This window comes from Pseudomonas sp. NPDC089428 (genome assembly GCF_044749325.1).
Taxonomy (GTDB): domain Bacteria; phylum Pseudomonadota; class Gammaproteobacteria; order Pseudomonadales; family Pseudomonadaceae; genus Aquipseudomonas.
In genome coordinates this window covers 249,780-273,707 of record NZ_JBIVHT010000001.1, presented here as the reverse complement: position 1 = coordinate 273,707, position 23,928 = coordinate 249,780, and the positions used below count along the sequence as shown (strand labels likewise).

Here is a 23,928-nt window from a genome sequence, read left to right as displayed (position 1 = left end):
AAGTGCGTCAAAATGGTGAAAGGCCTCACCATTTTGGTGATTACGGCAATTAATCGTTAATTATCAATAAGTTAATAACGATATATGCTTATGAAATTTTTTCTTGAACAATCCTGAAACTGCATCTAGATTCCAATCTTGTCAGGCCTGACAGGATTAACCCGCATCCTCCAGCCACTGGCACATAACAATTTCAAGAACCGGCACAGACCGGTCAGCCTGCGAGGAAGACGGCATGTCCCTGTTGATCCGTGGCGCCACCGTGGTTACCCATGAAGAGAGCTATCCCGCCGATGTCCTGTGTGTCGATGGCCAGATCCGCGCCATCGGCAAAGACCTCGAAGCCCCTACCGACTGCGAGATCCTCGACGGCAGCGGCCAGTACCTGATGCCCGGCGGCATCGACCCGCACACCCACATGCAACTGCCCTTCATGGGCACGGTCGCCAGCGAGGACTTTTTCAGCGGCACCGCCGCAGGGCTGGCCGGTGGCACCACCTCGATCATCGACTTCGTCATCCCCAACCCGCAGCAGTCGCTGCTGGAGGCCTTCCACACCTGGCGCGGCTGGGCGCAGAAGAGCGCGTCCGACTACGGCTTCCATGTCGCCATCACCTGGTGGAGCGAGCAGGTCGCCGAGGAAATGGGCGAGCTGGTCAACCAGCATGGGGTCAACAGTTTCAAGCACTTCATGGCCTACAAGAACGCCATCATGGCGGCCGACGACACCCTGGTGGCCAGCTTCGAGCGCTGCCTGCAGCTGGGTGCGGTACCCACCGTGCATGCCGAGAACGGCGAGCTGGTCTACCACCTGCAACAGAAGCTGCTGGCCCAAGGCCTGACCGGGCCGGAAGCGCACCCGCTGTCGCGCCCTTCGCAAGTCGAAGGCGAAGCCGCCAGCCGTGCCATCCGCATTGCCGAGACCATCGGCACGCCGTTGTACGTGGTGCATATCTCCAGCCGTGAAGCGCTGGACGAAATCACCTACGCCCGGGCCAAGGGCCAGCCGGTGTACGGTGAAGTGCTGCCGGGCCACCTGCTGATCGACGACAGCGTCTATCGCCACCCAGACTGGGCGACCGCCGCCGGCTATGTGATGAGCCCGCCGTTCCGCCCGCGCGAGCACCAGGAGGCGCTGTGGCGCGGCCTGCAGTCGGGCAACCTGCACACCACCGCCACCGACCATTGCTGCTTCTGCGCCGAGCAGAAAGCCATGGGCCGCAACGACTTCAGCCGCATCCCCAACGGCACCGCCGGCATCGAGGACCGCATGGCGGTACTGTGGGACGCCGGCGTCAATAGCGGGCGCCTGTCGATGCACGAGTTCGTCGCACTGACCTCGACCAACACCGCGAAGATCTTCAACCTGTTCCCGCGCAAGGGCGCCATCCGCGTCGGTGCCGACGCCGACCTGGTGCTTTGGGACCCGCAGGGCACGCGGACCATCTCGGCCCAGACCCATCACCAACGGGTCGACTTCAACATTTTCGAAGGCCGCACCGTACGCGGCATCCCCAGCCACACCATCAGCCAGGGCAAGGTGCTCTGGGCCGATGGCGACCTGCGCGCCGAGCCTGGCGCCGGTCGGTACGTGGAGCGCCCGGCCTACCCCTCGGTGTACGAGGTGCTGGGCCGGCGCGCCGAGCAACAGCGCCCGACACCCGTTCAGCGCTGACCTGACCCGCATTGCCGTACCGGCCCTCAGAGGCCGGGCGGCGCCGTATTGCCGTTGACTGCCACGACCAAAAAGAAAAGAGAGGCTACAACCGTGATCGATGCCCTGAACCATTTGCCGCGCCCGCGCGCCGGCAGCGACCAGTTGGCCGAGCGCTTCACCGACCTGGCCCCGCCCCTCACCGCTCGCCAGGCTGCCGTCGAGAGCGCTCGCTGTCTTTACTGCTACGACGCCCCGTGCGTGAACGCGTGCCCAAGCGAAATCGACATCCCGTCGTTCATCCACCGCATCAGCGACGAGAACCTGCAAGGCGCCGCCGAGCGCATCCTGTCGGCCAACATCCTTGGCGGTAGCTGCGCCCGCGTGTGCCCCACCGAGATTCTCTGCCAACAAGCCTGCGTGCGTAACAATGCCCAGGAATGCGCCCCGGTGCTGATCGGCCAGTTGCAACGCTACGCCCTGGACAATGCCCACTTCAGCGAGCACCCGTTCAAGCGCTCGCCCGCTACCGGCAAGCGCATTGCCGTGGTCGGTGCCGGCCCCGCCGGGCTGTCGTGCGCCCATCGCCTGGCCATGCACGGCCATGACGTGGTGGTGTTCGAAGCCTGCGACAAGGCCGGTGGCCTCAACGAGTACGGCATCGCCCGCTACAAGCTGGTGGACGACTATGCCCAGCGCGAAGTGGAGTTCCTGCTTGGCATCGGTGGTATCGAGATCCGTCATGGCCAGCGCCTGGGCGCCAACCTTGGCCTGGGCGAGTTGCGCGACCAGTTCGACGCGGTGTTCCTCGGCCTGGGCCTGAACGCCGTGCGCCAGCTCGGCCTGGCCGACGAAGAAGCGCCCGGCCTGCTCGCTGCCACCGCGTACATCCGCGAACTGCGCCAGGCCGACGACCTGGCGCAACTGCCGCTGGCCGACCGCTGCCTGGTGATCGGCGCCGGCAACACCGCCATCGACATGGCCGTGCAGATGAGCCGCCTGGGCGCCCGCGACGTCAACCTGGTCTACCGCCGCGGCCACGCCGACATGGGTGCCACCGGCCATGAACAGGACATCGCCAAGGCCAACCAGGTACGCATTCACACCTGGGCCCGCCCCGACGCCGTGCTGCTCGATGACGACGGCCGTGTACGCGGCATGCGCTTCATGCGCACCGAACTGGCTGACGGCCGCCTGCGTGACACCGGTGAGACTTACGAGCTGGCCGCCGACGCCATCTTCAAGGCCATCGGCCAACGCTTCGACGATGCCAGCCTCGGCGACCCGGTCGCCGCGCAACTGGTGCGCGACGGCGAGAGAATCCGCGTCGACGAAAACATGCGCACCAGCCTGGCGGGTGTTTATGCCGGCGGCGACTGCACCGCGCTGGGCCAGGACCTCACCGTCCAGGCCGTGCAACACGGCAAGCTGGCCGCCGAAGCCATCCATGCCCAACTCATGCTCAACGTGGAGGCAGCGTAAATGGCCGACCTGTCCATCGAATTCGCCGGTATCAAGGCACCCAACCCCTTCTGGCTGGCCTCTGCGCCCCCCACCGACAAGGCCTACAACGTGGTCCGCGCTTTCGAGGCCGGCTGGGGCGGCGTGGTCTGGAAGACCCTGGGCGAGGACCCGGCGGCGGTCAACGTGTCGTCACGTTATTCCGCGCACTACGGCCCCAACCGCCAGGTGCAGGGCATCAACAACATCGAGCTGATCACCGACCGTTCGCTTGAGATCAACCTGCGGGAAATCACCCAGGTGAAAAAGGACTGGCCCGACCGTGCCCTGGTCGTGTCGCTGATGGTGCCGTGCGTGGAAGAATCGTGGAAGTTCATCCTGCCGCTGGTGGAAGCCACCGGCGCCGATGGCATCGAGCTGAATTTCGGCTGCCCGCACGGCATGCCGGAGCGCGGCATGGGCGCGGCGGTCGGCCAGGTGCCGGAGTACGTGGAAATGGTCACCCGCTGGTGCAAGATGCACTGCTCGCTGCCGGTGATCGTCAAGCTCACGCCGAACATCACCGACATTCGCCAGTCGGCCCGTGCCGCCCATCGCGGCGGTGCCGATGCGGTGTCGCTGATCAACACCATCAACTCGATCACCAGCGTCGATCTGGACCGCATGGTCGCCCACCCCATCGTCGGTGATCAGAGCACCCACGGCGGTTACTGCGGCTCGGCGGTCAAGCCGATCGCGTTGAACATGGTCGCCGAGATCGCCCGCGACCCGGAAACCCGCGGGCTGCCGATCTGCGGCATTGGCGGGATCGGCAACTGGCGCGATGCCGCCGAGTTCATCGCCCTGGGCAGCGGCGCGGTGCAGGTGTGCACGGCGGCGATGCTGCATGGCTTTCGCATTGTCGAGGACATGAAGGACGGCCTGGCGCGCTGGATGGACCAGCACGGCCACCGCAACCTCGAGGCGTTCCGCGGGCAGGCGGTGGGGCACACCACCGACTGGAAGTACCTGGACATCAACTACAAGTCGGTGGCGCATATCGACCAGGACGCGTGCATTGGTTGCGGGCGTTGCCACATTGCCTGTGAGGATACCTCGCACCAGGCGATTGCCAGCACCTTGAAGGCTGACGGGACGCATGCCTACAGCGTGATCGAGGACGAATGCGTGGGCTGCAACCTGTGCCAGATCACCTGCCCGGTGGAGAACTGCATCGAGATGGTGGCGCAGGATACCGGCAAGCCTTACATGAACTGGACCCAGGATCCGCGCAACCCCTACCGCGAGGCCAGTTGAAGCCATTGGGGCCACTGCGTGGCCCATCGCGGATGAATCCGCTCCTACGCCGTATTCAGCGGCTGCGCGGTACCTGTGGGAGCGGCTTCATCCGCGCTGGGCCGCAAAGCGGCCCCCGTTTGCTCAAGGCTCCAGCCCGATCCCGCGCAAGATCACACAGGTCACCGTCTGCACCGCACTCTCGAACGCCATGTCCGACAACGGCTCACCCTCGTTGAGCAACGCCACCTGGTAGCCAAAGTCGGCATAGTGCTGTGTCGACGCCCAGATCATGTAGAGCAGCGCCGAAGGCTCCACTGGCAGGATGCGCCCCTCTGCCACCCAACGGCGAATCTTGTCTTCCTTGAGCTTCGCCCAGGGCACCAGGCTCTCGGCGAGGTTCACCCCCAGCACCGGCGCGCCATGCAACATCTCTTCGGCCCAGATCCTCGAGCCCAGCGGCCGTGTCCGTGAATGGCCCATCTTGGCGCGGATGTAGCTGGTCAGCACCACCCGCGGGTCATCGAAGTTCTCGAAGCACAGCGCGTCTTGCTTCCACACATCCAGCAGGTCCTGCAGCACCGCGCGGAACAGTTCGTCCTTGGTGCTGAAGTAGTAGTGCAGGTTGGAACGCGGCAACTCGGCCTGCTCGGCGATATCACCCATGGAAGTCGCGCCATAGCCTTTTTCAGCGAACACCTTTTCGGCGGCGACGAGGATCTTCTCGATATTGCGACGGCGGATTTCGATCTTGTGGTTGGCCATCAGGCTTGGGCCGTCCACACCGCCAGTTCGTACCCGTCCGGGTCAATGAAATGGAAACGGCGGCCACCCGGAAAGGCAAAGGTCGCCCGGCTTATTTTCGCCCCGGCCGCCTCGACCCGCTGCTGTGCGCCTTCCAGGTCGTCGGCATACAGGATGACCAGCGGCCCGCCTGGGCGTACCGCTTCGCCGGTGGTGAAACCGCCGGTCAAACGACCATCGCTGAACTCGGTGTAGGTCGGCCCGTAGTCGGTGAAACGCCAGCCGAACACGCTGCCATAGAACGCCTTGCTCCGTGCGATATCGCTGACGTTGAACTCGATGTTGTCGATCTGCCGATCGTGGCCACGAACGCTCATGGGTGCTCCTTGCCGAATGGGGTTGGCTTAGTCTACTCCGACGATCGCGAGTTGCGTGCAGCAGCCACCGGCCCCGTCACCGCTTGGCCGCTCAGCCACATCTGGCCCGGTCCCGCACCGGGCACTGAGCCCGGTGCAGGTTCAGCGCCGTGTTGATGATGCCGATATGGCTGAACGCCTGGGGGAAGTTGCCAAGCATGCGCTTGCCGGCGGGGTCGTACTGCTCGGCCAGCAGGCCGACGTCATTGCACAAGCCGGTGAGCTTTTCGTACAGCGCCTGGGCCTCGGCCTCACGCCCCAGCAGCACATACACATCGGCCAGCCAGAACGAACACACCAGGAACGTGCCCTCCCCCGGCGTCAGCCCATCGCTGCAGCTGTCGCTGTCGTAGCGCAGCAGCAGGCCGTTCTTCAGCAGGCGCTGTTCGATCTGCGCCAGGGTGCGCTGAAAGCGCGGATCCTCGGCCGACAGAAAGCCGGTCAAGGCGATCTGCAACAGGCTGGCGTCCATTTCGGCCGAGCCGTAGGCCTGGACGAAGTGCTGGCCGCCGGCATCGAGCCCGCGCGCGCAGACTTCCCGATGAATCTCGTCAGCCACCTGCCGATAATGGCGACCCCGCTCACGACCTTCCTCGGTGGTATCCGCCAGCCCCGCCGCGCGGTCGAAGGCGACCCAGGCCATGACCTTGGAATGGACGAAATGCTGGCGGCCGCCGCGCACTTCCCAGATGCCTTCATCAGGCTCGCGCCAGATGCGTTCGACATAGGGCAGGATCAGCCGGGAGATCGCCGCACTGCGCGGGTGGCGCGGCAGGCCGCCCTTGATCGCCTGGGTCATGGCGTCGGCCAGTTCGCCGTAGATGTCCAGCTGCACCTGTTGCGAAGCTGCATTGCCGACCCGCACCGGCTGCGAGTGCTCGTAGCCGGCCAGCCACGGCAAGGTGTATTCCTGCAGGTCACGCTCGCCGGCCAGGCCATACATGATCTGCATCTGTTCAGGGTTGCCGGCCACCGAACGCAGCAACCATTCACGCCAGGCCTGGGCCTCATCGAAATAGCCAAGGTTCATGAACGCCAGCAAGGTCATGGTGGCGTCGCGCAGCCAGCAGTAGCGGTAGTCCCAGTTGCGCTCATGGCCGATGCGCTCGGGCAGCGAGGTGGTGACCGCCGCGACAATGCCGCCCGTGGGTGCATAGGTCATGGCCTTGAGGGTGAGCAACGAGCGGCGCACGAGCCCGCTGTAGGCACCAACCTCAGGACAACGGTCGGCGAATGCCTGCCAGTGCGACAGGGTGTGTTGCAGTGCCTGGTCGATGTCGCAGTCGGGCTGCACCGGCAAGTGCGAGGGCTGGTGACGCAAGCTGAAAACCTGGCGCTCGCCGGCACACACGCCAAAACGGGCGACGGTGTGGTGGTCTTGACCATGGGGCGCCACGCTGCTGCACAGGATCAGGCGATCGGGGCCGGCGACCGCACTGAGGGTCAACGGGTCGATTTTCTCCACCCAGGGCACGCTGCGACCGTAGTCCAAGCGCAGTACCAGGTCCATTTCGAAGCGGGTTTCGCCTGACAACCCCTCGACGATACGCACCACCGAGTTGACCTCGTCCAGTGGCATGAAGTCGAGCACCCGGGCGCGGCCGCTGGCAGTGACCCAGGTGGTTTCCAGCACCAGGGTGTCGCCCAGGTACTGGCGGCGGGTGTGCTCGACGGGGTCGCTGGGCGCCAGGCGCCAGCGGCCGTTCTCTTCGTTGCCCAGCAGCGCCGCGAACACCGCCGGGGCGTCGAAACGCGGCAGGCACAACCAGTCGATCGAACCGTCGCGGCTGACCAGGGCGGCGCTGCGGCAGTTGCCGAGCAGCGCGTAGTCTTCGATATGGGCGGGCATTGCACCTCCTTTTCAAAGGCTGCGTGCTCGTGCCTCTTCGCGGGTGAACCCGCTCCCACAGGGATATCACTTTCTCAGGTCAGTGATGTACCTGTGGGAGCGGGTTCACCCGCGAAGAGGCCCGAGCAGGCAACACGGCACTGTCATCCAAGCTTGTGCCACTCGCGCTTGTCGCGGGTCAGCAATTCATTGCCCGCTTCAGGGCCATCCTCGCCCGCCGGGTACTCATGCACCTCGCCCCCCTGGGCCCAGGCATCGAGAAACGGTTGCACCGCGCGCCAGCCGTTCTCGATGTTGTCGGCCCGCTGGAACAAGGTCTGGTCGCCGGTCAGGCAGTCGTAGATCAGCGTTTCATAGCCGGTGGCCGGGGTCATCTTGAAGAAGTCCTTGTAGGCAAAGCCCAGCTCGACGTTCTCCATCACCAGCTCCGGCCCTGGCCGCTTGGCCTGCAAGTCGAACCACATGCCTTCGTTGGGCTGGATCTGGATCTTCAGGTAGTTGGGCTTGGGCCGCTCCAGCTCCGACTCGCGAAACTGCGCGTAGGGTGCCGGCTTGAAGCAGATGGCAATCTCGGTGTCGCGCACGCTCATGCGCTTGCCGGTGCGCAGGTAGAACGGCACCCCGGCCCAGCGCCAGTTGTCGATCATCACCTTGAGCGCCACGTAGGTTTCGGTCTGGCTGCCCGGCGCGACATTACGCTCCTGGCGGTAGCCCGGCAGCGGTTTGCGGCCCTGCTTGCCCGCCACGTATTGGCCACGCACCGAGTTTTTCAGGGCCATCTTCGCCGACCAGGGGCGAATGGCCCCGATCACCTTGGCTTTTTCGCCACGCACCGCATCGGCGCCGAACGCCGCCGGTGGTTCCATGGCGACCATCGCCAGCAGCTGGAACAGGTGGTTGGGTACCATGTCGCGCAGCGCGCCGGTGTTGTCGTAGAACGCGCCACGGGTCTCGACGCCAACCGTCTCGGCGGCGGTGATCTGCACATGGTCGATGTAATGGTTGTTCCAGAACGACTCGAACAGGCCGTTGGAGAAGCGGCTGACCAGAATGTTCTGCACCGTTTCCTTGCCCAGGTAATGGTCGATGCGGTAGATCTGCCGCTCGCTCATCACTTTCAACAGGCAGGCGTTGAGCGCCTCGGCACTGGCCAGGTCGGTACCGAAGGGTTTTTCCACCACCACCCGCCGGAAGCCGCCGGCAGATTCGTCGAGCAGGCCGGCTTCGCCCAGGCGCTGAGCCACCTCGGGGAAGAAACGCGGCGAAGTGGCCAGGTAGAAGATGGCGTTGCCGTGGCTGGTTTTCTCGATGCGCCTGGCCAACGCCGCATAGGTGGCGGGGTCGAGGAAATCGCCGGTCTGATAATCCAGGCGCTTGGCCAGACGCGCCCAAAGCTTTTCGTCCAGGCATTTGGCAGCGCCCTCGCCGCCCTTGTCGCGCGCCTGCATGAAGGCATGCAGGCGCTCGGCGAATTCATCAGCCGTCGCCGCGTTGTGGTCGACGCCGACGATGCGCAGGTTGCGGTCCAGCAAGCCATCGCGGCTGAGGTTGTAAAGCGCCGGCATCAGCAGGCGCTTGACCAGGTCACCATTGGCACCAAACAGGAACAGCGTGCAGGGCGGAGCAGCAGGAATGGTCTGTTTGGTCATCAGTCTTTTTTCTCGACGTGGCCACCGAAGCCCAGGCGCATGGCCGACAGGATCTTGTCGCCATAGGTACCTTGCTGCTGGCGCGAGCGGAAGCGGGCGAACAGCGCGCTGGACAGCACCGGCACCGGCACCGCCTGCTCGACGGCAGCATCGATGGTCCAGCGGCCTTCACCGCTGTCGGACACCGAGCCACTGAACTGCGCCAGCTGCGGGTCGGCCACCAGTGCATCGGCGGTAAGGTCGAGCAGCCAGGACGTGACCACGCTGCCACGGCGCCAGACCTCGGCGATCTCGGCCACGTTCAGGTCGAAGCGCTGGTCTTCCGGCAGCTCGTTGCCGCCCTTGCTGCGCAGCAGGTCGAAGCCTTCGGCATAGGCCTGCATCAGGCCGTATTCGATGCCGTTGTGCACCATCTTCACGTAGTGCCCGGCGCCGGGCGGGCCGGCGTGGATATAGCCGTGCTCGGCGCGCTGATGCTCACCGCTGCGGCCGTGGGTGCGCGGAATGTCGCCGACGCCCGGTGCCAGTGCCTTGAACAGCGGCTCAAGGCGCTCGAACACGTCTTTCTCGCCCCCGATCATCATGCAGTAGCCACGGTCCAGGCCCCATACACCGCCGGAGGTGCCGACATCCAGGTAATGCAGCCCGCGCTTGGCCAGTTCGGCAGCGCGGCGCATGTCGTCTTTATAGAAGGTGTTGCCACCGTCGATGATCGCATCACCCGGTTCCAGCAGCTCGGCCAGCTGGGCGATGGTCTGCTCGGTAGGTTCGCCGGCCGGCAGCATCACCCACACCGCGCGCGGTGCCTTGAGCTTCTGCACCAGCGCACCCAGGTCATGGGCCCCTTGCGCACCTTCGTGATGCAGGGTATCGACTGCCTCACGGTTGCGGTCGTGCACCACGGTCTGGTGGCCTGCGCGCATCAGCCGCCTTGCGATATTGCCGCCCATGCGGCCCAGCCCGACGATTCCCAATTGCATGAGCCGATGCTCCCCTTTCGAAATGGATGACAAACACAGTTCAATTTTTCAGATTAGTCCAGCACCGAGCCCGAGGGTTCAGCGACGAACGGCGTGACAACGTTAAACAAAAAAGTTCCCATGAGCGGCAAAAGAATTCAGAATGCGCGCCGCGTGAAGCGTCTACGCTTTAACTGTCACCAGCCAAAACCGCGAGGTGTGCTCATGGGTACCTTGATGCCTGCTACTCCAACCCAGACCCTCTATGTCTCCGTACGCCGTGATGAGCTGCGCAAGTTGAAGGACGAACGTGATCAGCTGCGCCAGCAGGTCGCCCAGCTGCACTTGTTGCTGGAACAGGCGCTTGGCGACGGTAAAGCCGTCAGCCTCTGATTCACCCCTCCCCTGGTGGGAGCCTCGGCTCCCACAGTGCCGACATTCTGCCCCATCACGGTGCACGATACGCTGGCCAGCCACTCTATGGCGCACACCTGAATACCCCTTGCCCCACCCTCGAACACCTCTGTTCATATTCGGTCACACACGCCAACGTTTGCGTCTATCTCGCGTCATAGCGAAAGTGACCAGTGGGTCACCTTTTTATCTCCAGCTCTCCTACACTCAGATTTCGGCCCGCCATTTGCTCAGAGGAAGAGCGACGTAAAAAAGTCGAACTTTTGGAAATGGTGGCGGGTCAGCAACTAAGTAGGCCAATTGCAAAAGGACTTCCTTCGCACGGCCCGCCTACCCCAATCAGTCCAATCGCCTTCGGCCGGAATGCTGATCGCGTTGTGCCTGCGCGCACGACTTCGGGGCATGGATAGCTTTACGCAACTACAGAACCAGAGAGAACCAGCACGAGATACCGCAACGGGTGCCAGCACCCGGCTAATACATAGGGACGGAGAGAAGTATGATCAGTGCCGCTGTCGAGCCTCACGTAGATTCATTCAACCCGGACAACCGCGAGCCGCTCACCCCGGACTTCGCCAAGACAGGCACGACACCCGGCGCCCAGCGCCAGCACAACCCGAACAAGCGCAAGATCCTGTTCGTCACCTCGGAAATCGCCGACCTGGTCAAGACCGGCGGCCTCGGCGACGTCTCTGCGGCGCTGCCCCGCGCCCTGGCGCATTTGCACGATGTACGGGTGCTGATCCCCGGCTACCGCCAGGTGATGGAAAGTGACAACCCCATTCATATCGTCGGCGAGCTCGGCGGCCACGCAGCCCTGCCGCCGTGCAAGATCGGCCGCATGGACCTGGCCGACGGCCTGGTCATCTATGTATTGATCTGCCCCGAACTGTACCTGCGTGACGGCACCCCCTATGGTGCCAACAACGGCCGTGACTGGCCCGACAACCACATCCGTTTCGCCCGCCTGGGCCTGGCCGCGGCCGAGATTGCCGCTGGTGAGGGCATGATCCACTGGAAGCCCGAAGTGGTGCATGCCCACGACTGGCCCGCTGGCCTGGCACCGGCCTACATGCACTGGCGCGGGCTTAACACGCCGACCTTGTTCACCATTCACAACCTGGCGTATCAGGGCGTCTACAGCCGCGGCTGCAGCCCGGAGCTGGCGATCCCCGAGCATGCCATGCAACAGGAAGGCATGGAGTTCTACGGCAAACTGTCGTTCCTCAAGGCCGGCCTTGCCTACTCCAGCCACATCACCACGGTCAGCGCCACCTACGCCCAGGAAATCACCACCCCCGAATTCGGCTGCGGGCTCGATGGCTTCCTGGCCAGCAAGGCCCAGCAAGGCCTTCTCGGCGGCATCCCCAACGGCATCGACGAAAGCTGGGACTCGTCCACCGACAAGCACCTGCAGCACAACTTCAGCATCAACGACTGGGACGGCAAGGCACGCAATACCGCCGAAGTGCGCAAACTGTTCGAACTGGAACCGTCCGAAGGGCCGCTGTTCGCCGTGGTCTCGCGACTGGTCTACCAGAAAGGCCTGGACCTGACCCTGGGTGTTGCCGACTACATCGTCGAACAAGGTGGGCAGATCGCGATCATCGGCCGCGGTGAGCCGGAGGAAGAACAGGCCATGCGCGAGCTGGCCCTGCGCCACCCAGGCCGCATCGGCGTGCGCATCGGCTTCAACGAAACCGACGCCCGGCGCATGTTCGCCGGCAGCGACTTCCTGTTGATGCCATCGCGCTACGAGCCCTGCGGTCTGAGCCAGATGTACGCCCAGCGCTTCGGTTCGCTGCCGGTGGCACGCAACACCGGCGGCCTGGCCGACACCATCGAGAATGGCGTCACCGGTTTCCTGTTCGATGAATCGACTGTCGACAGCTACCGCGAAGCGCTGAGCCGTGCCTTCTATACCTACGGCAAGAAGGACCTGCTCAACGCCATGCGCTGCCTGTCGATGACCCAGCCGTTCAACTGGTGCCAGGCGGTGGAACCCTACGCGCGCCTCTACGAGGACCTGGTCAAGCAGGCACACCTGAGCCACTACTGAGCGGGGGTTCGAAGATGCACAGGCATGGCGCACACCTGCTGGACGCCACGTCGGCGCGCTTCGCCCTGTGGGCGCCAGATGCGCGCAGCGTGAGCTTGGAACTGGAGCAGCAGCCGGCCATTGAGCTGCTGCCCGAGGGCAACGGCTGGTACACGGGCGTCGCCCCGTGCCAGGCCGGCGACCGTTATCACTATCGCATCGACGGCAAACTGCAAGTGGCCGACCCCGCGTCGCGCTACCAGCCCGAAGGTGTACACGGCCCGAGCCAGCTGGTGGATACCGGCGCCTACGCCTGGCAGCACCCGTGGCAAGGCCGACCGTGGCACGAGGCGGTGATCCAGGAGCTGCACGTCGGCGTGCTCGAAGGTTACCAGGGCGTCGCCCGGCAGTTGCCGAGGCTGGCTGAACTGGGCATCAGTGCCATCGAGCTGATGCCCCTGGGCCAGTTCCCCGGCGAACGCAACTGGGGCTACGACGGCGTACTGCCCTATGCGCCGCAGCACAGCTACGGCAGCCCCGAACAGCTGTGCGCACTGGTGGACCGCGCCCATGGCCAGGGGCTGATGGTCATGGTCGATGTGGTGTACAACCACTTCGGCCCGGACGGCAACTACCTGCACCAGTACGCCAGCCCGTTCTTTCGCGAAGACCGCCAGACGCCCTGGGGCGCGGCCATCGATTTTCGCCGCCGCGAGGTGCGCGAGTACTTCATCCAGAACGCCCTGATGTGGCTGTGCGACTACCGCTTTGACGGCCTGCGCCTGGATGCGGTGCACGCCATCGACCAGCCCGACTTTCTGGTCGAGCTGGCGCAACGGGTGCGCGCCGCCGTGGAGCCGGGCCGGCATATATGGCTGGTGCTGGAGAACGAGCATAACCAGGCTTCGCTGCTCGAACAGGGCTTCGATGCCCAGTGGAACGACGATGGCCACAACGCCTTGCACGTGCTGCTGACCGGGGAAACCGAAGGTTACTACGCCGACTACCAGGACAAGCCGATCGACAAGCTGGCCCGCTGCCTGTCCGAAGGCTTCGTGTTCCAGGGCCAGGCCAACCGCCACGGCACGCCACGCGGGGAGCCCAGCGGGCACCTCGCCCCCAGTTCGTTCGTGTTGTTCCTGCAGAACCATGACCAGATCGGCAACCGCGCCCTGGGCGAGCGCCTGACCCGCCTGTGCCCGCCTGCGGCCTTGCGTGCGGCCACCGGCCTGTTGCTGCTGGCACCAATGATCCCGCTGCTGTTCATGGGCGATGAAGAGGGCAGCTGCCGGCCATTCCTGTTCTTCACCGATTTTCATGATGAGCTGGCCGATGCCGTGCGCGAAGGCCGCCGGGGCGAGTTCGCCCATTTCAAGGCGTTCGCCGACCCCGAGCAACGCGAACACATTCCCGACCCCAATGCCGAGCAGACCTTCGAGGCGTCGCGGCTACGGAACAAAGAGGTCATCGCCGGCTGGCACGGCCTGTATCAGCAGCTGCTCGACTTGCGCCAACGCCACATCATCCCGCACCTGCCCGGCAGCCGCGCACTGGGCGCCGAAGTGCTGGGCGACCAGGCCCTGACCGCACGCTGGCGCCTGGGTAATGGCAGCACCCTGCGCATCGACCTGAATGTGGCCACCACGCCGCAGCAGGTTGAACTGCCCGCCGTCCACTGGCGCCTGTTCGACAGCAGCGACACCACCCACCCCGACACCGCGCTGTGCGCCTACAGCTGCGTGGTCAGCCTGATTGCGCCCGGCCAGGAGAACCCATGAGCGAAAACGCCTTGCATCGACTGGCCGCCCGTGTCGGGCTGGCCCGTGACTGGATCGACGCCAACAACCGGCCGCAGCAGGTCAGTGACGAGGTGCTGCGCAAGGTCCTCGACGGGCTGGGCCACCCTGCCAGCGACGAAGCGGCGATTCAGGCCAGCCTGCGCGCCGTGGAGGCCGCAGATGACGCCGAGCACCTGCCCCCGCTGATCACCGCCGACCTTGACCAGCCGCTGCCCTTGCAGCGTTACTTCCCGCCTGGCAGCGCGGTGCGCTGTACGCTGGAAAGCAACCGCCTGCAGTACCTGACCCTCGATGCCCAAGGCAACCTGCCCGGCGGCTTGCCGGTCGGCTATCACCTGCTGCAGATCAATGACCGCAGCTTCACCCTCGCCGTGGCCCCACAGCGCTGCCACAGCCTGGCCGACGCGGTCGCCGAGCCGCCGCCCCGCTGCTGGGGGCTGGCCGTGCAACTTTACAGCCTGCGCCGCCCAGGTGATGGTGGCTTTGGCGACTGCCTGGCCTTGGAGCAACTGGCCCGCAGCGCCGCCGAACGCGGCGCCGATGCCTTGGCGATCAGCCCGATCCACGCCCTCTCGGCCATCGACCAGCAACACTACAGCCCTTACTCACCGTCCAGCCGGCTGCTGCTCAACACCTTGTACGCCAGCCCCGCGACGCTGCTGGGCGAGCGCGCCGTGCGCATGGCGGTCGAGGCGTGCGGCCTGGAACAGATGCTCGAAGAGCTGGAGCAGCGCCCGCTGGTGGACTGGCCCCGCGCCGCCGATGCCCGCCTGCGCCTGCTCGAGGCGCTGTACCAGGACTTCAGCCAGGCCGACCACCCGCTGCGCAAGGACTTCGACAGCTTCCGCGAGGCCCGCGGCCAGGCCCTGGAACATCACTGCCGCTTCGAAGTACTGCAGGCGCACGCCGTTGAACAGGGCCTGGGTGCCGACTGGCGTAACTGGCCCAGCGCCTGGCACGACCCCTACCACCCGGAAGTCGAAGCCTTCGCCAACGCCTACCCGGCCAAGGTCGAGTTCCACGCGTTCTGCCAGTGGCTGACCGAACGCAGCCTGCAACGAGCCCAGCACGCCGCGCGTAGCAACGGCATGGCGGTCGGCCTGATCGCCGACCTGGCGGTGGGCGCCGATGGCGCCGGCAGCCAGGCCTGGAGCCGCCAGGACGAGCTGCTGGCCAACCTCAAGGTCGGCGCGCCGCCCGACATCCTCAACCGCTCGGGGCAGGACTGGGGCATCTGCGCGTTCTCCCCCGAGGGGCTCAAGCGCAACGGCTATCGCGCCTTCATCGAGATGCTGCGGGCCAACCTGGCACATGCCGGCGGCCTGCGCATCGACCATGTGATGGGCCTGCGCCGGCTGTGGTTGATTCCCCGTGGCTGCAAGCCCGACCAAGGCGCCTACCTCAACTACCCACTGCAAGACCTGCTGCGCCTGCTGGCCCTGGAGTCGGTACGCCACCAGGCGATCATCCTTGGCGAGGACCTTGGCACGGTGCCCGAAGGCCTGCGCGAGCAGCTGGCGGCCAAGGCCGTGCTGGGCATGCGCGTGTTGCCTTTCGAGCAAACCCAGCCGGGCCACTTCAAGCCGATCCTCGACTGGCCGGACGACGCCCTGGCCACCACCGGCACCCACGACCTTGCGCCGCTTGCCGGCTGGCTGCAAAGCCGAGACATCGACTGGAGCCAGCGTCTGCAACTGATCGACGCCGCCACCGAGCTGCACTGGCGCCATGAACGGCAGAAGGAGCGCGAAGGCTTGCGCCGCACCCTGGAAGCCAACTACGGGCCACAAGACGACAATGACGCGCTGATCGATGCTGCCATCCGCTACGTTGGCCACACCCGCGCCCCACTGGTGCTGATCCCGCTGGAAGACCTGCTCGGCAGCGACGAGCAGCCCAACCTGCCCGGCACCACCAGCGGCCACCCCAACTGGCGCCGGCGCTTCGCCGCGCCGGTGCGCGAACTGCTTGACGATGAAGACGCCGCACGGCGCCTGGAGCTGCTGGCCCAGGCCCGTGAACAAGCCTGGGAGCGAGACCGATGAAGCCGTTGACAGCGACCCTGCGCCTGCAATTTCACAGCGACTTCAGCCTTGATGACGCCGTGCCACTGGTGCCGTATTTCGCCCAGCTGGGCATCAGCCACCTGTATGCCTCACCGATCCTAAAGGCCCGCGCCGGCTCGCGCCACGGTTACGATGTGGTCGACCCGACCTGTGTCAACCCAGAGCTTGGCGGCGAAGCGGCGCTGCAGCGGCTGGTGGCAGCGCTGCGCCAGCATGGCATGGGGCTGATCCTCGACACCGTGTCCAACCACATGGCCGTGGGCGGCGCCGACAACCCGTGGTGGCAGAGCCTGCTGGCCTGGGGCCGGCGCAGCCCTTACGCGGAATTCTTCGACATCCAGTGGCATTCCAGCGACCCGCTGCTGGCCGGGCAGTTGCTGTTGCCGTTCCTCGGCAGCGACTATGGCGCGGCGCTGAAGAATGGCGAGGTTCCACTGCAATTCGACAAGCAATCGGGCTCCCTGCAGGTCGCCCACTACGAACACCGCTTCCCGATCTGCCCGCTGGACTATGGGTGGATTCTTGCGCAGAGCCCCGAGCCTGCGCTAAAGGCCCTGGCGGAGCATTTCACTGCCTTGCGCGACGCCCCCGACCCACTGGCCGACGCCCTGCCCCTGCACGCCGAGCTGGCGCGCCTGGTGCGTGAAGGCGCAGACCTGGAGTCGGCCCTGGTCGCCTTCGACAGCCGCAGCGAAGACGGCTTCAAGCGCCTGCATCTGCTGCTGGAACGCCAGACCTACCGCCTGGCCAGCTGGCGCACCGCCGCCGATGACATCAACTGGCGGCGCTTTTTCGACATCAACGAACTCGGCGGCCTGCGGGTGGAGCGCGCCGTGGTGTTCGAGGCGACCCACGCCAAGCTGTTCGAGCTGATCGAGCGCGGCCTGGTGGACGGCCTGCGCATCGACCATATCGACGGCCTGGCCGACCCGCGCGGTTACTGCCGCAAGCTGCGGCGCCGGGTCGACAGCCTGCTTGCCAGGCGCCCGTTACAGGCCGCACTGGAGCACTTCCCGATCTATGTGGAAAAAATCCTCGGCGCCGACGAACACCTGCACCGCGACTGGCTCACCGACGGCACCACCGGCTACGAGTTCATGAACCAGGTCTCGCTGCTGCAGCACGACCCGGCCGGCGAAGCGCCATTGACCGAGTTGTGGGCGACGGTCAGCGAGCGCCCCGACTTCCCCGAGGAGGTGCGCCTGGCGCGGCACCTGGTGCTCAACGCCAGCCTGGCCGGCGACTGCGAGTCGGTGGCCCAGGCGCTGTTGCAGGTCGCCCGCGACGACCTGATGACCCGCGACCTGACCCTGGGCGCGATCCGCCGCGCGTTGCAGGCATTGGTCGCGCATTACCCGGTGTATCGCACCTACTTCAACGCCTGCGGGCGCCCGGCCGAAGATGAGCGGTTCTTCCAGCAGGCCCTGGCCCATGCCCGCCAGGACCTGGGCGAAGCCGACTGGCCATTGCTCGACCAGCTCGAGCAATGGCTCGGTGGCCAGCCTTGGCGTCAGATGCCCCCAGGCCGGCCGCGCAAGCACCTGCGCCATGCCTGCGTGCGTTTCCAGCAGCTGACCGCGCCCAGCGCCGCCAAGGCCGTGGAAGACACTGCGTTCTATCGCTCGGCGCGGCTGCTGTCGCGCAATGACGTCGGCTTCGAGGCCGAGCGTTTCAGCGCCACCAGCGAACATTTCCACAACGAGGCCCAGCGCCGCCTGCGCGACTTCCCCGACAACCTGCTGGCCACCGCCACCCATGACCACAAGCGTGGTGAGGACAGCCGCGCACGCCTGGCCGTGTTGAGTGAGCGCGGGCCCTGGTTCGCCAGCCGTGTGGAGCACTGGCGCGAACTGGCCGCACCACTGCGTGAACAACTGGATGATGGCGTGGCGCCAAGCCCCGGCGACGAGCTGCTGCTGTTGCAGACGCTACTGGGCAGCTGGCCACTCAGCCTCGACCTGCACGACGACAGCGCGCTGCGCCAATACGCCGAACGTATCCGCCAATGGCAGCAGAAGGCCCTGCGTGAAGCCAAGCTGCGCAGCAGCTGGAGCGCGCCAAACGAGGCCTATGAAGCCGCCTGCGCAGCGTATGTCGACGGCTTGCTGCTGGGTCGGGAAAACCAGCAGCTGCGCCAGTCGCTGGCCGATGCCGCGCAGCTGATCGCCTGCCCCGGTGCCCTCAACGGCCTGGTACAGAGCCTGCTGCGCATGACCGTGCCTGGCGTGCCCGACCTGTACCAGGGCAACGAGTACTGGGATTTCAGCCTGGTCGACCCGGACAACCGCCGCGCCGTGGACTACGCTTGCAGGCGTCGCACCCTCGACGATGCCGCTGCCCCCGGCGAACTGCTGGCGCACTGGCGCGACGGCCGCATCAAACAGGCTCTGATCGCCCGGGTGCTGGACTGCCGCCTGGCCCACGCCGAGCTGTTTCGCCGGGGTGCCTACCTGCCACTGAAGGTCCAGGGCCGGCATGCCGACCAGGTCATCGCCTTCGCCCGCCTGGGTGATGGCGAACGCGCCATCGTCGTCGCTCCGCGCCTGGCCAGCGGCCTGCTCGGTGGCGCCTCTACACCGTTGATCCCGGCACAGAACTGGGACGACACCCGGCTGATCCTGCCGTTTGCCTTGTCGCCTGCCAATTCGACTGGACTTTTCTCCAACGCTGCGGTCAGCCCTTCTAGGGAGCTGTTGTTGAGCGCCTTGCTGGCGGAGTTTCCGGTCAACCTGCTGATACAACAATCTTGAGCATCAGGAGTGCAATGATGAGTGTCGATGAAAAACGAATCCGCGAATTCGCCTACCAGATCTGGGAGTCCGAAGGTAAGCCCGCCGGCCAGGAAGACCGCCACTGGGACATGGCCCGCAAGCTTGCCGAAGCCGAGGCGCTGGCGCCCAAGGCTGCGCCGCGCAAGCGGGCACCAGCCAAGCCCAAGGTAGCGGCTGAACAGAAGGCGGCCGCCTTGCCGGGGGCCAGCAAGCCGGTAGCTGCCAAGAAACCTCGGGCAGCGAAAAAGCCGACTGCCGGGTAAGCCTGCACCGGCCCCTTCGCGGGTAAACCCGCTCCCACAGGGATCGCACCCACCTCCCCACAGTTGCAGTACCTGTGGGAGCGGGTTTACCCGCGAACAGGCCGGTGCAGGTCCCTACGATTTCCCTCCACCACGGCCATTTCGAGGATAGCCATGAGCCCGCGCACGCCCAAGAAAACCCGCTCCGTCGCCCCATCGCGCATTCGTGAGGGTATGCCTTTCCCCCTGGGCGCCACCTGGGACGGCCTGGGGGTCAACTTCGCCCTGTTCTCGGCCAATGCCACCAAGGTCGAGCTGTGCCTGTTCGACTCTACTGGCGAGCAGGAAATCGAGCGCATCGAACTGCCCGAGTACACCGATGAGATCTACCACGGCTACCTGCCTGACGCGCATCCCGGGCTGGTCTATGGCTACCGTGTGTACGGCCCTTACGAGCCGGAAAACGGTCACCGCTTCAACCCCAACAAACTGCTGATCGACCCCTATGCCAAGCAACTGGTCGGCAGCCTGAAGTGGTCCGAGGCGCTGTTCGGCTACACCATCGGCCACCCCGATGGCGACCTGTCGTTCGACGAACGCGACAGCGCGCCCTTCGTGCCCAAATGCAAGGTCATCGACCCGGCCTTCACCTGGGGCCGCGACCAGCGTGTGCAGATCCCCTGGGAACGCACGATCATCTACGAAGCCCACGCCCGTGGCATCAGCATGCGCCACCCGGCGGTGCCGGAAGAACTGCGCGGCACCTTCGCGGGCCTGGCCAACGACGAGCTGCTAAAGCACATCAAGGAGCTGGGTGTGTCGAGCATCGAGCTGCTGCCGATCCATGCCTTCGTCAACGACCAGCACCTGCTGGACAAGGGCCTGAACAATTACTGGGGCTACAACAGCATCGCCTTCTTCGCACCGCACCCGCGCTACCTGGCCAGTGGCAAGATCGCCGAGTTCAAGGAAATGGTCGCGCACCTGCATGACGCCGGCCTGGAGGTAATCCTCGACGTGGTCTACAACCACACCGCCGAAGGCAACGAGCGCGGCCCGACCCTGTCGATGCGCGGCATCGACAACGCCTCGTACTACCGCCTGATGCCCGACGACAAGCGTTACTACATCAACGATTCCGGCACCGGCAACACCCTCGACCTCAGCCACCCGTGCGTGCTGCAGCTGGTCACCGACTCGCTGCGCTACTGGGCCGGCGAGATGCACGTGGACGGCTTCCGCTTCGACCTGGCGACCATCCTCGGCCGCTACCACGATGGCTACAGCGAGCGCCACGGTTTCCTCGTCGCCTGCCGTCAGGACCCGATGCTCAGCCAGGTAAAACTTATCGCCGAGCCCTGGGACTGTGGCCCTGGTGGCTACCAGGTGGGCAACTTCGCGCCAGGCTGGGCCGAATGGAACGACCGCTTCCGCGATACCGCACGGGCCTTCTGGAAAGGCGACGAAGGCCAGCTGGCCGATTTTGCCGCACGCCTGACGGCGTCGGGCGACATGTTCAACAACCGCGGGCGCCGGCCGTATTCCTCGGTCAACTTCATCACCGCCCACGATGGCTTCACCCTGCGCGACCTGGTGTCGTACAACAGCAAGCACAACGAAGACAACGACGAGAACAACCAGGACGGCACCGACAACAACCTGTCGTGGAACTGCGGCGTTGAAGGCCCCACCGACGATCCGCAGGTCAAAGCCCTGCGCATGCGCCAGATGCGCAACTTCTTTGCCACGCTGTTGCTGGCTCAGGGGACGCCGATGATCGTGGCGGGTGATGAGTTCAGCCGCACCCAGCACGGCAACAATAACGCCTACTGCCAGGACAGCGAGATCGGCTGGGTCAACTGGGACCTGGACCAGGACGGCAAGGAACTGCTGGCCTTCGTCAAGCGCCTGACTCGCCTGCGCCTGGCCTACCCCGTACTGCGCCGCTCACGCTTCCTGGTGGGCGATTACAATGAGGCGATCGGGGTCAAGGACGTCACCTGGCTGGCGCCGGATGGCAGCGAGATGAGCGTTGAGCAGTGGGAAGACCCGCACGGGCGTTGCCTGGGCATGCTGATCGATGGCCGCGCCCAGGTCAGTGGCATCGCGCGGCCCGGCTCGGAGGCGACCATGCTGCTGATCGTCAACGCCCACCATGATGTGGTGCCGTTCCTGCTGCCGGCCGTGCCGGAAGGCGACTACTGGAGCTGCCTGATCGATACCGACCGGCCGGAGCTGCGCAAGCCGCAGCATCTGCAGTTCGACAGCACCTTCGAAGTCAAGGGGCGGTCGTTGCTGCTGATGGTGTTGCAACGCGAGGAAGAGTGAACCGGCACCGGCGCGCCCTGTCCCATCTGTATCTGTTGCATTGAGGAGCCACCGTGAACCTCGAAGCCGGCAGCCCAGGTTTCATCAGCACCCGCCAGTCCGCGCCCGTCAAACGGCTGCGGGTGCTGACGGTGAACACCCACAAGGGCTTCACCGCCTTCAACCGGCGCTTCATCCTGCCTGAGCTGCGCGAGGCGGTGCGCAGTACCCAGGCCGATATCGTCTTTCTCCAGGAAGTGCTCGGCAGTCACGATCGCCATGCCGCACGCTACCCCGGCTGGCCACAGACTTCGCAATATGAATTCCTCGCCGACAGCATGTGGAGCGACTTCGCCTATGGCCGCAATGCGGTCTACCCCGATGGCCACCACGGCAATGCACTGCTGTCCAAGTACCCGATCATCGAACACCGCAACCTCGACGTGTCGATCACCGGCCCCGAGCGTCGCGGCCTGTTGCACTGCATCCTCGACGTCCCCGGCCAGCACAAGGTACATGCCATCTGCGTGCACCTGTCGCTGCTGGAAAGCCACCGGCAGAAGCAGTTGCAACTGCTGCGCCAGCTCCTCGATGCACTGCCCAAGGATGCACCGGTAATCATCGCCGGCGACTTCAACGACTGGCAGCAACACGGTAACCGCATCCTGCGCCTGCAGCGCGACTTGCACGAGGCCTTCGAGCGCCACCACGGCCTGCTCGCCCGCACCTACCCGGCCCGCTTGCCGCTACTGCGCCTGGACCGCATCTACCTGCGCAATGCCGATAGCCATGCGCCGCAGATTCTGGGGCACAAACCTTGGACGCACCTTTCCGACCACTTGCCACTGGCCGTTGAGGTCAGGTTGTAACAATGATTCGGCATAGCCAATGGCGCAGAAATAGCGATCACCGCTATACCCAACAACTTCACGAAGATAATCATAGGGTTAACGGCAGCCACGGAGTGTGAACAGACCTTTCACGCTTTCTTGACGCAAGCCCCGGACTCTCCTTAGCTGAACATTATCACTAGACGTAAAAACTCGCGCCGGGCCTCTAGCTCGCGCCTTTGTGCGCGCTCGCGAAAGCTGGCGTGCTGGTTTGGGTCGCCCTCTGTTTTTGTCGTACAGCTCGTGACAACAGGCCAGGTCCTTGGGCTTTGCAACAAAAAAAACAGAGGAGATCCGCCATGAAAAGAACCTCGAATCCCTTGCGCTTCGATCATTTTTTCTATGCGGTTTCCACGTCGATGCTTCTGGCAACCCCGGTGGAAACGTTCGCGTTCGAATTGCAGGAAGATCCGATCTCCCCCAGCTACCTGCAACACGCGACGGTGCCGACGTTGTCGCTCGACCCGGTCAGCGCCAGCGGCCTGAGCCTGGGTACGCTTAACGCCTTCAGTGAGAAGATGGGCGAACGGCACAGCCTGCCAGCCCCCGACCTGGTGGGCGGCCAGTGGGCACAGTTCTTCCCTGGCGCCACACCGCAGCCTGGCGCGCGGACGCCAGAGCAGCTGGAAGCGCCCAGCCAGCAACTGATGATCGGCCCGGACCTGTTCGTGCGTGAAACCGCCGATGGCAACGTGCACCGTGCGGGCATCTTCGTGGGGCACAACAACCTGCAGAGCAGCTTCAACGGCGCACGGCCGTTGCTGGGGGACAAGCAACGCAATGCGGTCAACCTCAGCGGCGAGAGCCTGGGGGTGTACTGGAGCATGACCCATGAGCAAGGCTGGCACCTGGATGCCGTGGCCATGGGCTCGCGCATCGAGGTAATGGGCCGTGGCGACAGCGGCCAGCGCCTGGATGACAGCGGCCATGCGATGACCTTTTCGGTGGAAGGCGGTTACCCGATCGGCCTGGGTGGTGGCTGGGTGATCGAGCCCCAGGCGCAGTTGATCAACCAGCAGTTCTTCCCGGGTAACCAGGTGCAGGCAGAGACCTTGCAAGCCTTCGACAGCCAACCCAGTTGGAGCGGCCGGGTCGGTGCCAAATTGTCCGGGCGCTACCAGGTCAAAGGCATGCCGATCGAGCCCTATGTGCGGACCAACGTCTGGTATGACTTCAACGACACCAGCGAGGTGAAGCTGGACCAGGTCGACAAGATCTCCAGCTCGCGTTATTCGACCACGGTGGAACTGGGTTTGGGGCTGGTGGCACGAGTGACACCATCGGTGGCGCTGTTTGTCAGTGCCGATTACAGCAGCGATGTGGATGGCAACGACCTCAACGGGCTGATTGGCAGCCTTGGGGTGCGGATGCGGTGGTAGGCAGGCACGGCCTCT

Annotated in this window: 17 protein-coding genes; 12 read left to right on the top strand and 5 right to left on the bottom strand. The window is 65.0% G+C overall.

What is annotated here, in order from left to right; translation table 11 throughout:
* Positions 1–235 precede the first annotated feature (235 nt).
* The 3 genes from hydA to preA all read left to right on the top strand — a co-directional run bounded on the left by hydA (position 236) and on the right by preA (position 4,411).
* The gene (gene hydA / locus ACIPZ5_RS01405) at positions 236–1,675 is read left to right on the top strand and encodes a dihydropyrimidinase (protein ID WP_261940790.1); all 1,440 of its coding nucleotides are present in this window, start codon (positions 236–238) and stop codon (positions 1,673–1,675) included.
* Between the two features lie 93 nt (positions 1,676–1,768).
* Positions 1,769–3,136 carry an NAD(P)-dependent oxidoreductase gene (locus ACIPZ5_RS01400; protein ID WP_343597375.1) on the top strand — a complete coding sequence of 456 codons (1,368 nt, stop codon included), beginning with the start codon at positions 1,769–1,771 and terminating at the stop codon, positions 3,134–3,136.
* Positions 3,137–4,411 (top strand): NAD-dependent dihydropyrimidine dehydrogenase subunit PreA, encoded by a 1,275-nt coding sequence (gene preA / locus ACIPZ5_RS01395; RefSeq protein ID WP_343597373.1) that lies wholly within the window; start codon positions 3,137–3,139, stop codon positions 4,409–4,411.
* A 123-nt stretch (positions 4,412–4,534) separates the two neighbouring features.
* Here the strand turns inward: preA and ACIPZ5_RS01390 are convergent, their stop codons facing one another.
* The 5 genes from ACIPZ5_RS01390 to gnd form a co-directional block, all read right to left on the bottom strand.
* Complete coding sequence (locus ACIPZ5_RS01390; RefSeq protein WP_261940793.1) at positions 4,535–5,155, bottom strand: TetR/AcrR family transcriptional regulator; 621 nt, start codon at positions 5,153–5,155, stop codon at positions 4,535–4,537.
* Positions 5,155–5,511, bottom strand: a complete 357-nt coding sequence (locus tag ACIPZ5_RS01385) for a VOC family protein (protein ID WP_261940794.1) — start codon at positions 5,509–5,511, stop codon at positions 5,155–5,157. The genes ACIPZ5_RS01390 and ACIPZ5_RS01385 overlap by 1 nt, the downstream gene beginning before the upstream one ends.
* 91 nt (positions 5,512–5,602) lie before the next feature.
* A complete protein-coding gene (locus tag ACIPZ5_RS01380; RefSeq protein WP_343597369.1) occupies positions 5,603–7,399 on the bottom strand; it encodes a glycoside hydrolase family 15 protein in 1,797 nt (598 codons plus the stop codon).
* 143 nt (positions 7,400–7,542) lie between these two features.
* The gene (gene zwf / locus ACIPZ5_RS01375) at positions 7,543–9,048 is read right to left on the bottom strand and encodes a glucose-6-phosphate dehydrogenase (RefSeq protein ID WP_343597367.1); all 1,506 of its coding nucleotides are present in this window, start codon (positions 9,046–9,048) and stop codon (positions 7,543–7,545) included.
* On the bottom strand, positions 9,048–10,028 hold the full coding sequence (gene gnd, locus ACIPZ5_RS01370; protein ID WP_313710825.1) for a phosphogluconate dehydrogenase (NAD(+)-dependent, decarboxylating): 981 nt from the start codon (positions 10,026–10,028) through the stop codon (positions 9,048–9,050). Before gnd ends, zwf begins: the two co-directional genes overlap by 1 nt.
* A 204-nt stretch (positions 10,029–10,232) precedes the next feature.
* On the opposite strand from gnd, the gene ACIPZ5_RS01365 reads away from it, so the two are divergent.
* The 9 genes from ACIPZ5_RS01365 (at position 10,233) to ACIPZ5_RS01325 (ending at position 23,913) form a co-directional block, all read left to right on the top strand.
* On the top strand, positions 10,233–10,400 hold the full coding sequence (locus ACIPZ5_RS01365) for a DUF6026 family protein (protein WP_261940798.1): 168 nt from the start codon (positions 10,233–10,235) through the stop codon (positions 10,398–10,400).
* Positions 10,401–10,920: 520 nt separating this feature from the next.
* A complete protein-coding gene (gene glgA, locus ACIPZ5_RS01360; RefSeq protein WP_261940799.1) occupies positions 10,921–12,480 on the top strand; it encodes a glycogen synthase GlgA in 1,560 nt (519 codons plus the stop codon).
* Positions 12,481–12,494: 14 nt separating this feature from the next.
* On the top strand, positions 12,495–14,237 hold the full coding sequence (gene treZ, locus ACIPZ5_RS01355; RefSeq protein WP_343597363.1) for a malto-oligosyltrehalose trehalohydrolase: 1,743 nt from the start codon (positions 12,495–12,497) through the stop codon (positions 14,235–14,237).
* A complete protein-coding gene (gene malQ, locus ACIPZ5_RS01350) occupies positions 14,234–16,303 on the top strand; it encodes a 4-alpha-glucanotransferase (protein ID WP_343597361.1) in 2,070 nt (689 codons plus the stop codon). Before treZ ends, malQ begins: the two co-directional genes overlap by 4 nt.
* Positions 16,300–19,074 carry a malto-oligosyltrehalose synthase gene (locus tag ACIPZ5_RS01345; protein WP_400806126.1) on the top strand — a complete coding sequence of 925 codons (2,775 nt, stop codon included), beginning with the start codon at positions 16,300–16,302 and terminating at the stop codon, positions 19,072–19,074. Before malQ ends, ACIPZ5_RS01345 begins: the two co-directional genes overlap by 4 nt.
* A gap of 14 nt (positions 19,075–19,088) precedes the next feature.
* Positions 19,089–19,358, top strand: coding sequence for a DUF2934 domain-containing protein (locus ACIPZ5_RS01340; protein ID WP_261940803.1), 270 nt, complete (start codon positions 19,089–19,091; stop codon positions 19,356–19,358).
* Between the two features lie 153 nt (positions 19,359–19,511).
* Positions 19,512–21,665 carry a glycogen debranching protein GlgX gene (glgX, locus tag ACIPZ5_RS01335; RefSeq protein ID WP_400806123.1) on the top strand — a complete coding sequence of 718 codons (2,154 nt, stop codon included), beginning with the start codon at positions 19,512–19,514 and terminating at the stop codon, positions 21,663–21,665.
* 53 nt (positions 21,666–21,718) lie between these two features.
* Positions 21,719–22,513 (top strand): endonuclease/exonuclease/phosphatase family protein, encoded by a 795-nt coding sequence (locus ACIPZ5_RS01330; protein ID WP_261940805.1) that lies wholly within the window; start codon positions 21,719–21,721, stop codon positions 22,511–22,513.
* A gap of 320 nt (positions 22,514–22,833) precedes the next feature.
* On the top strand, positions 22,834–23,913 hold the full coding sequence (locus ACIPZ5_RS01325) for an autotransporter outer membrane beta-barrel domain-containing protein (RefSeq protein ID WP_343597354.1): 1,080 nt from the start codon (positions 22,834–22,836) through the stop codon (positions 23,911–23,913).
* Positions 23,914–23,928: the final 15 nt, after the last annotated feature.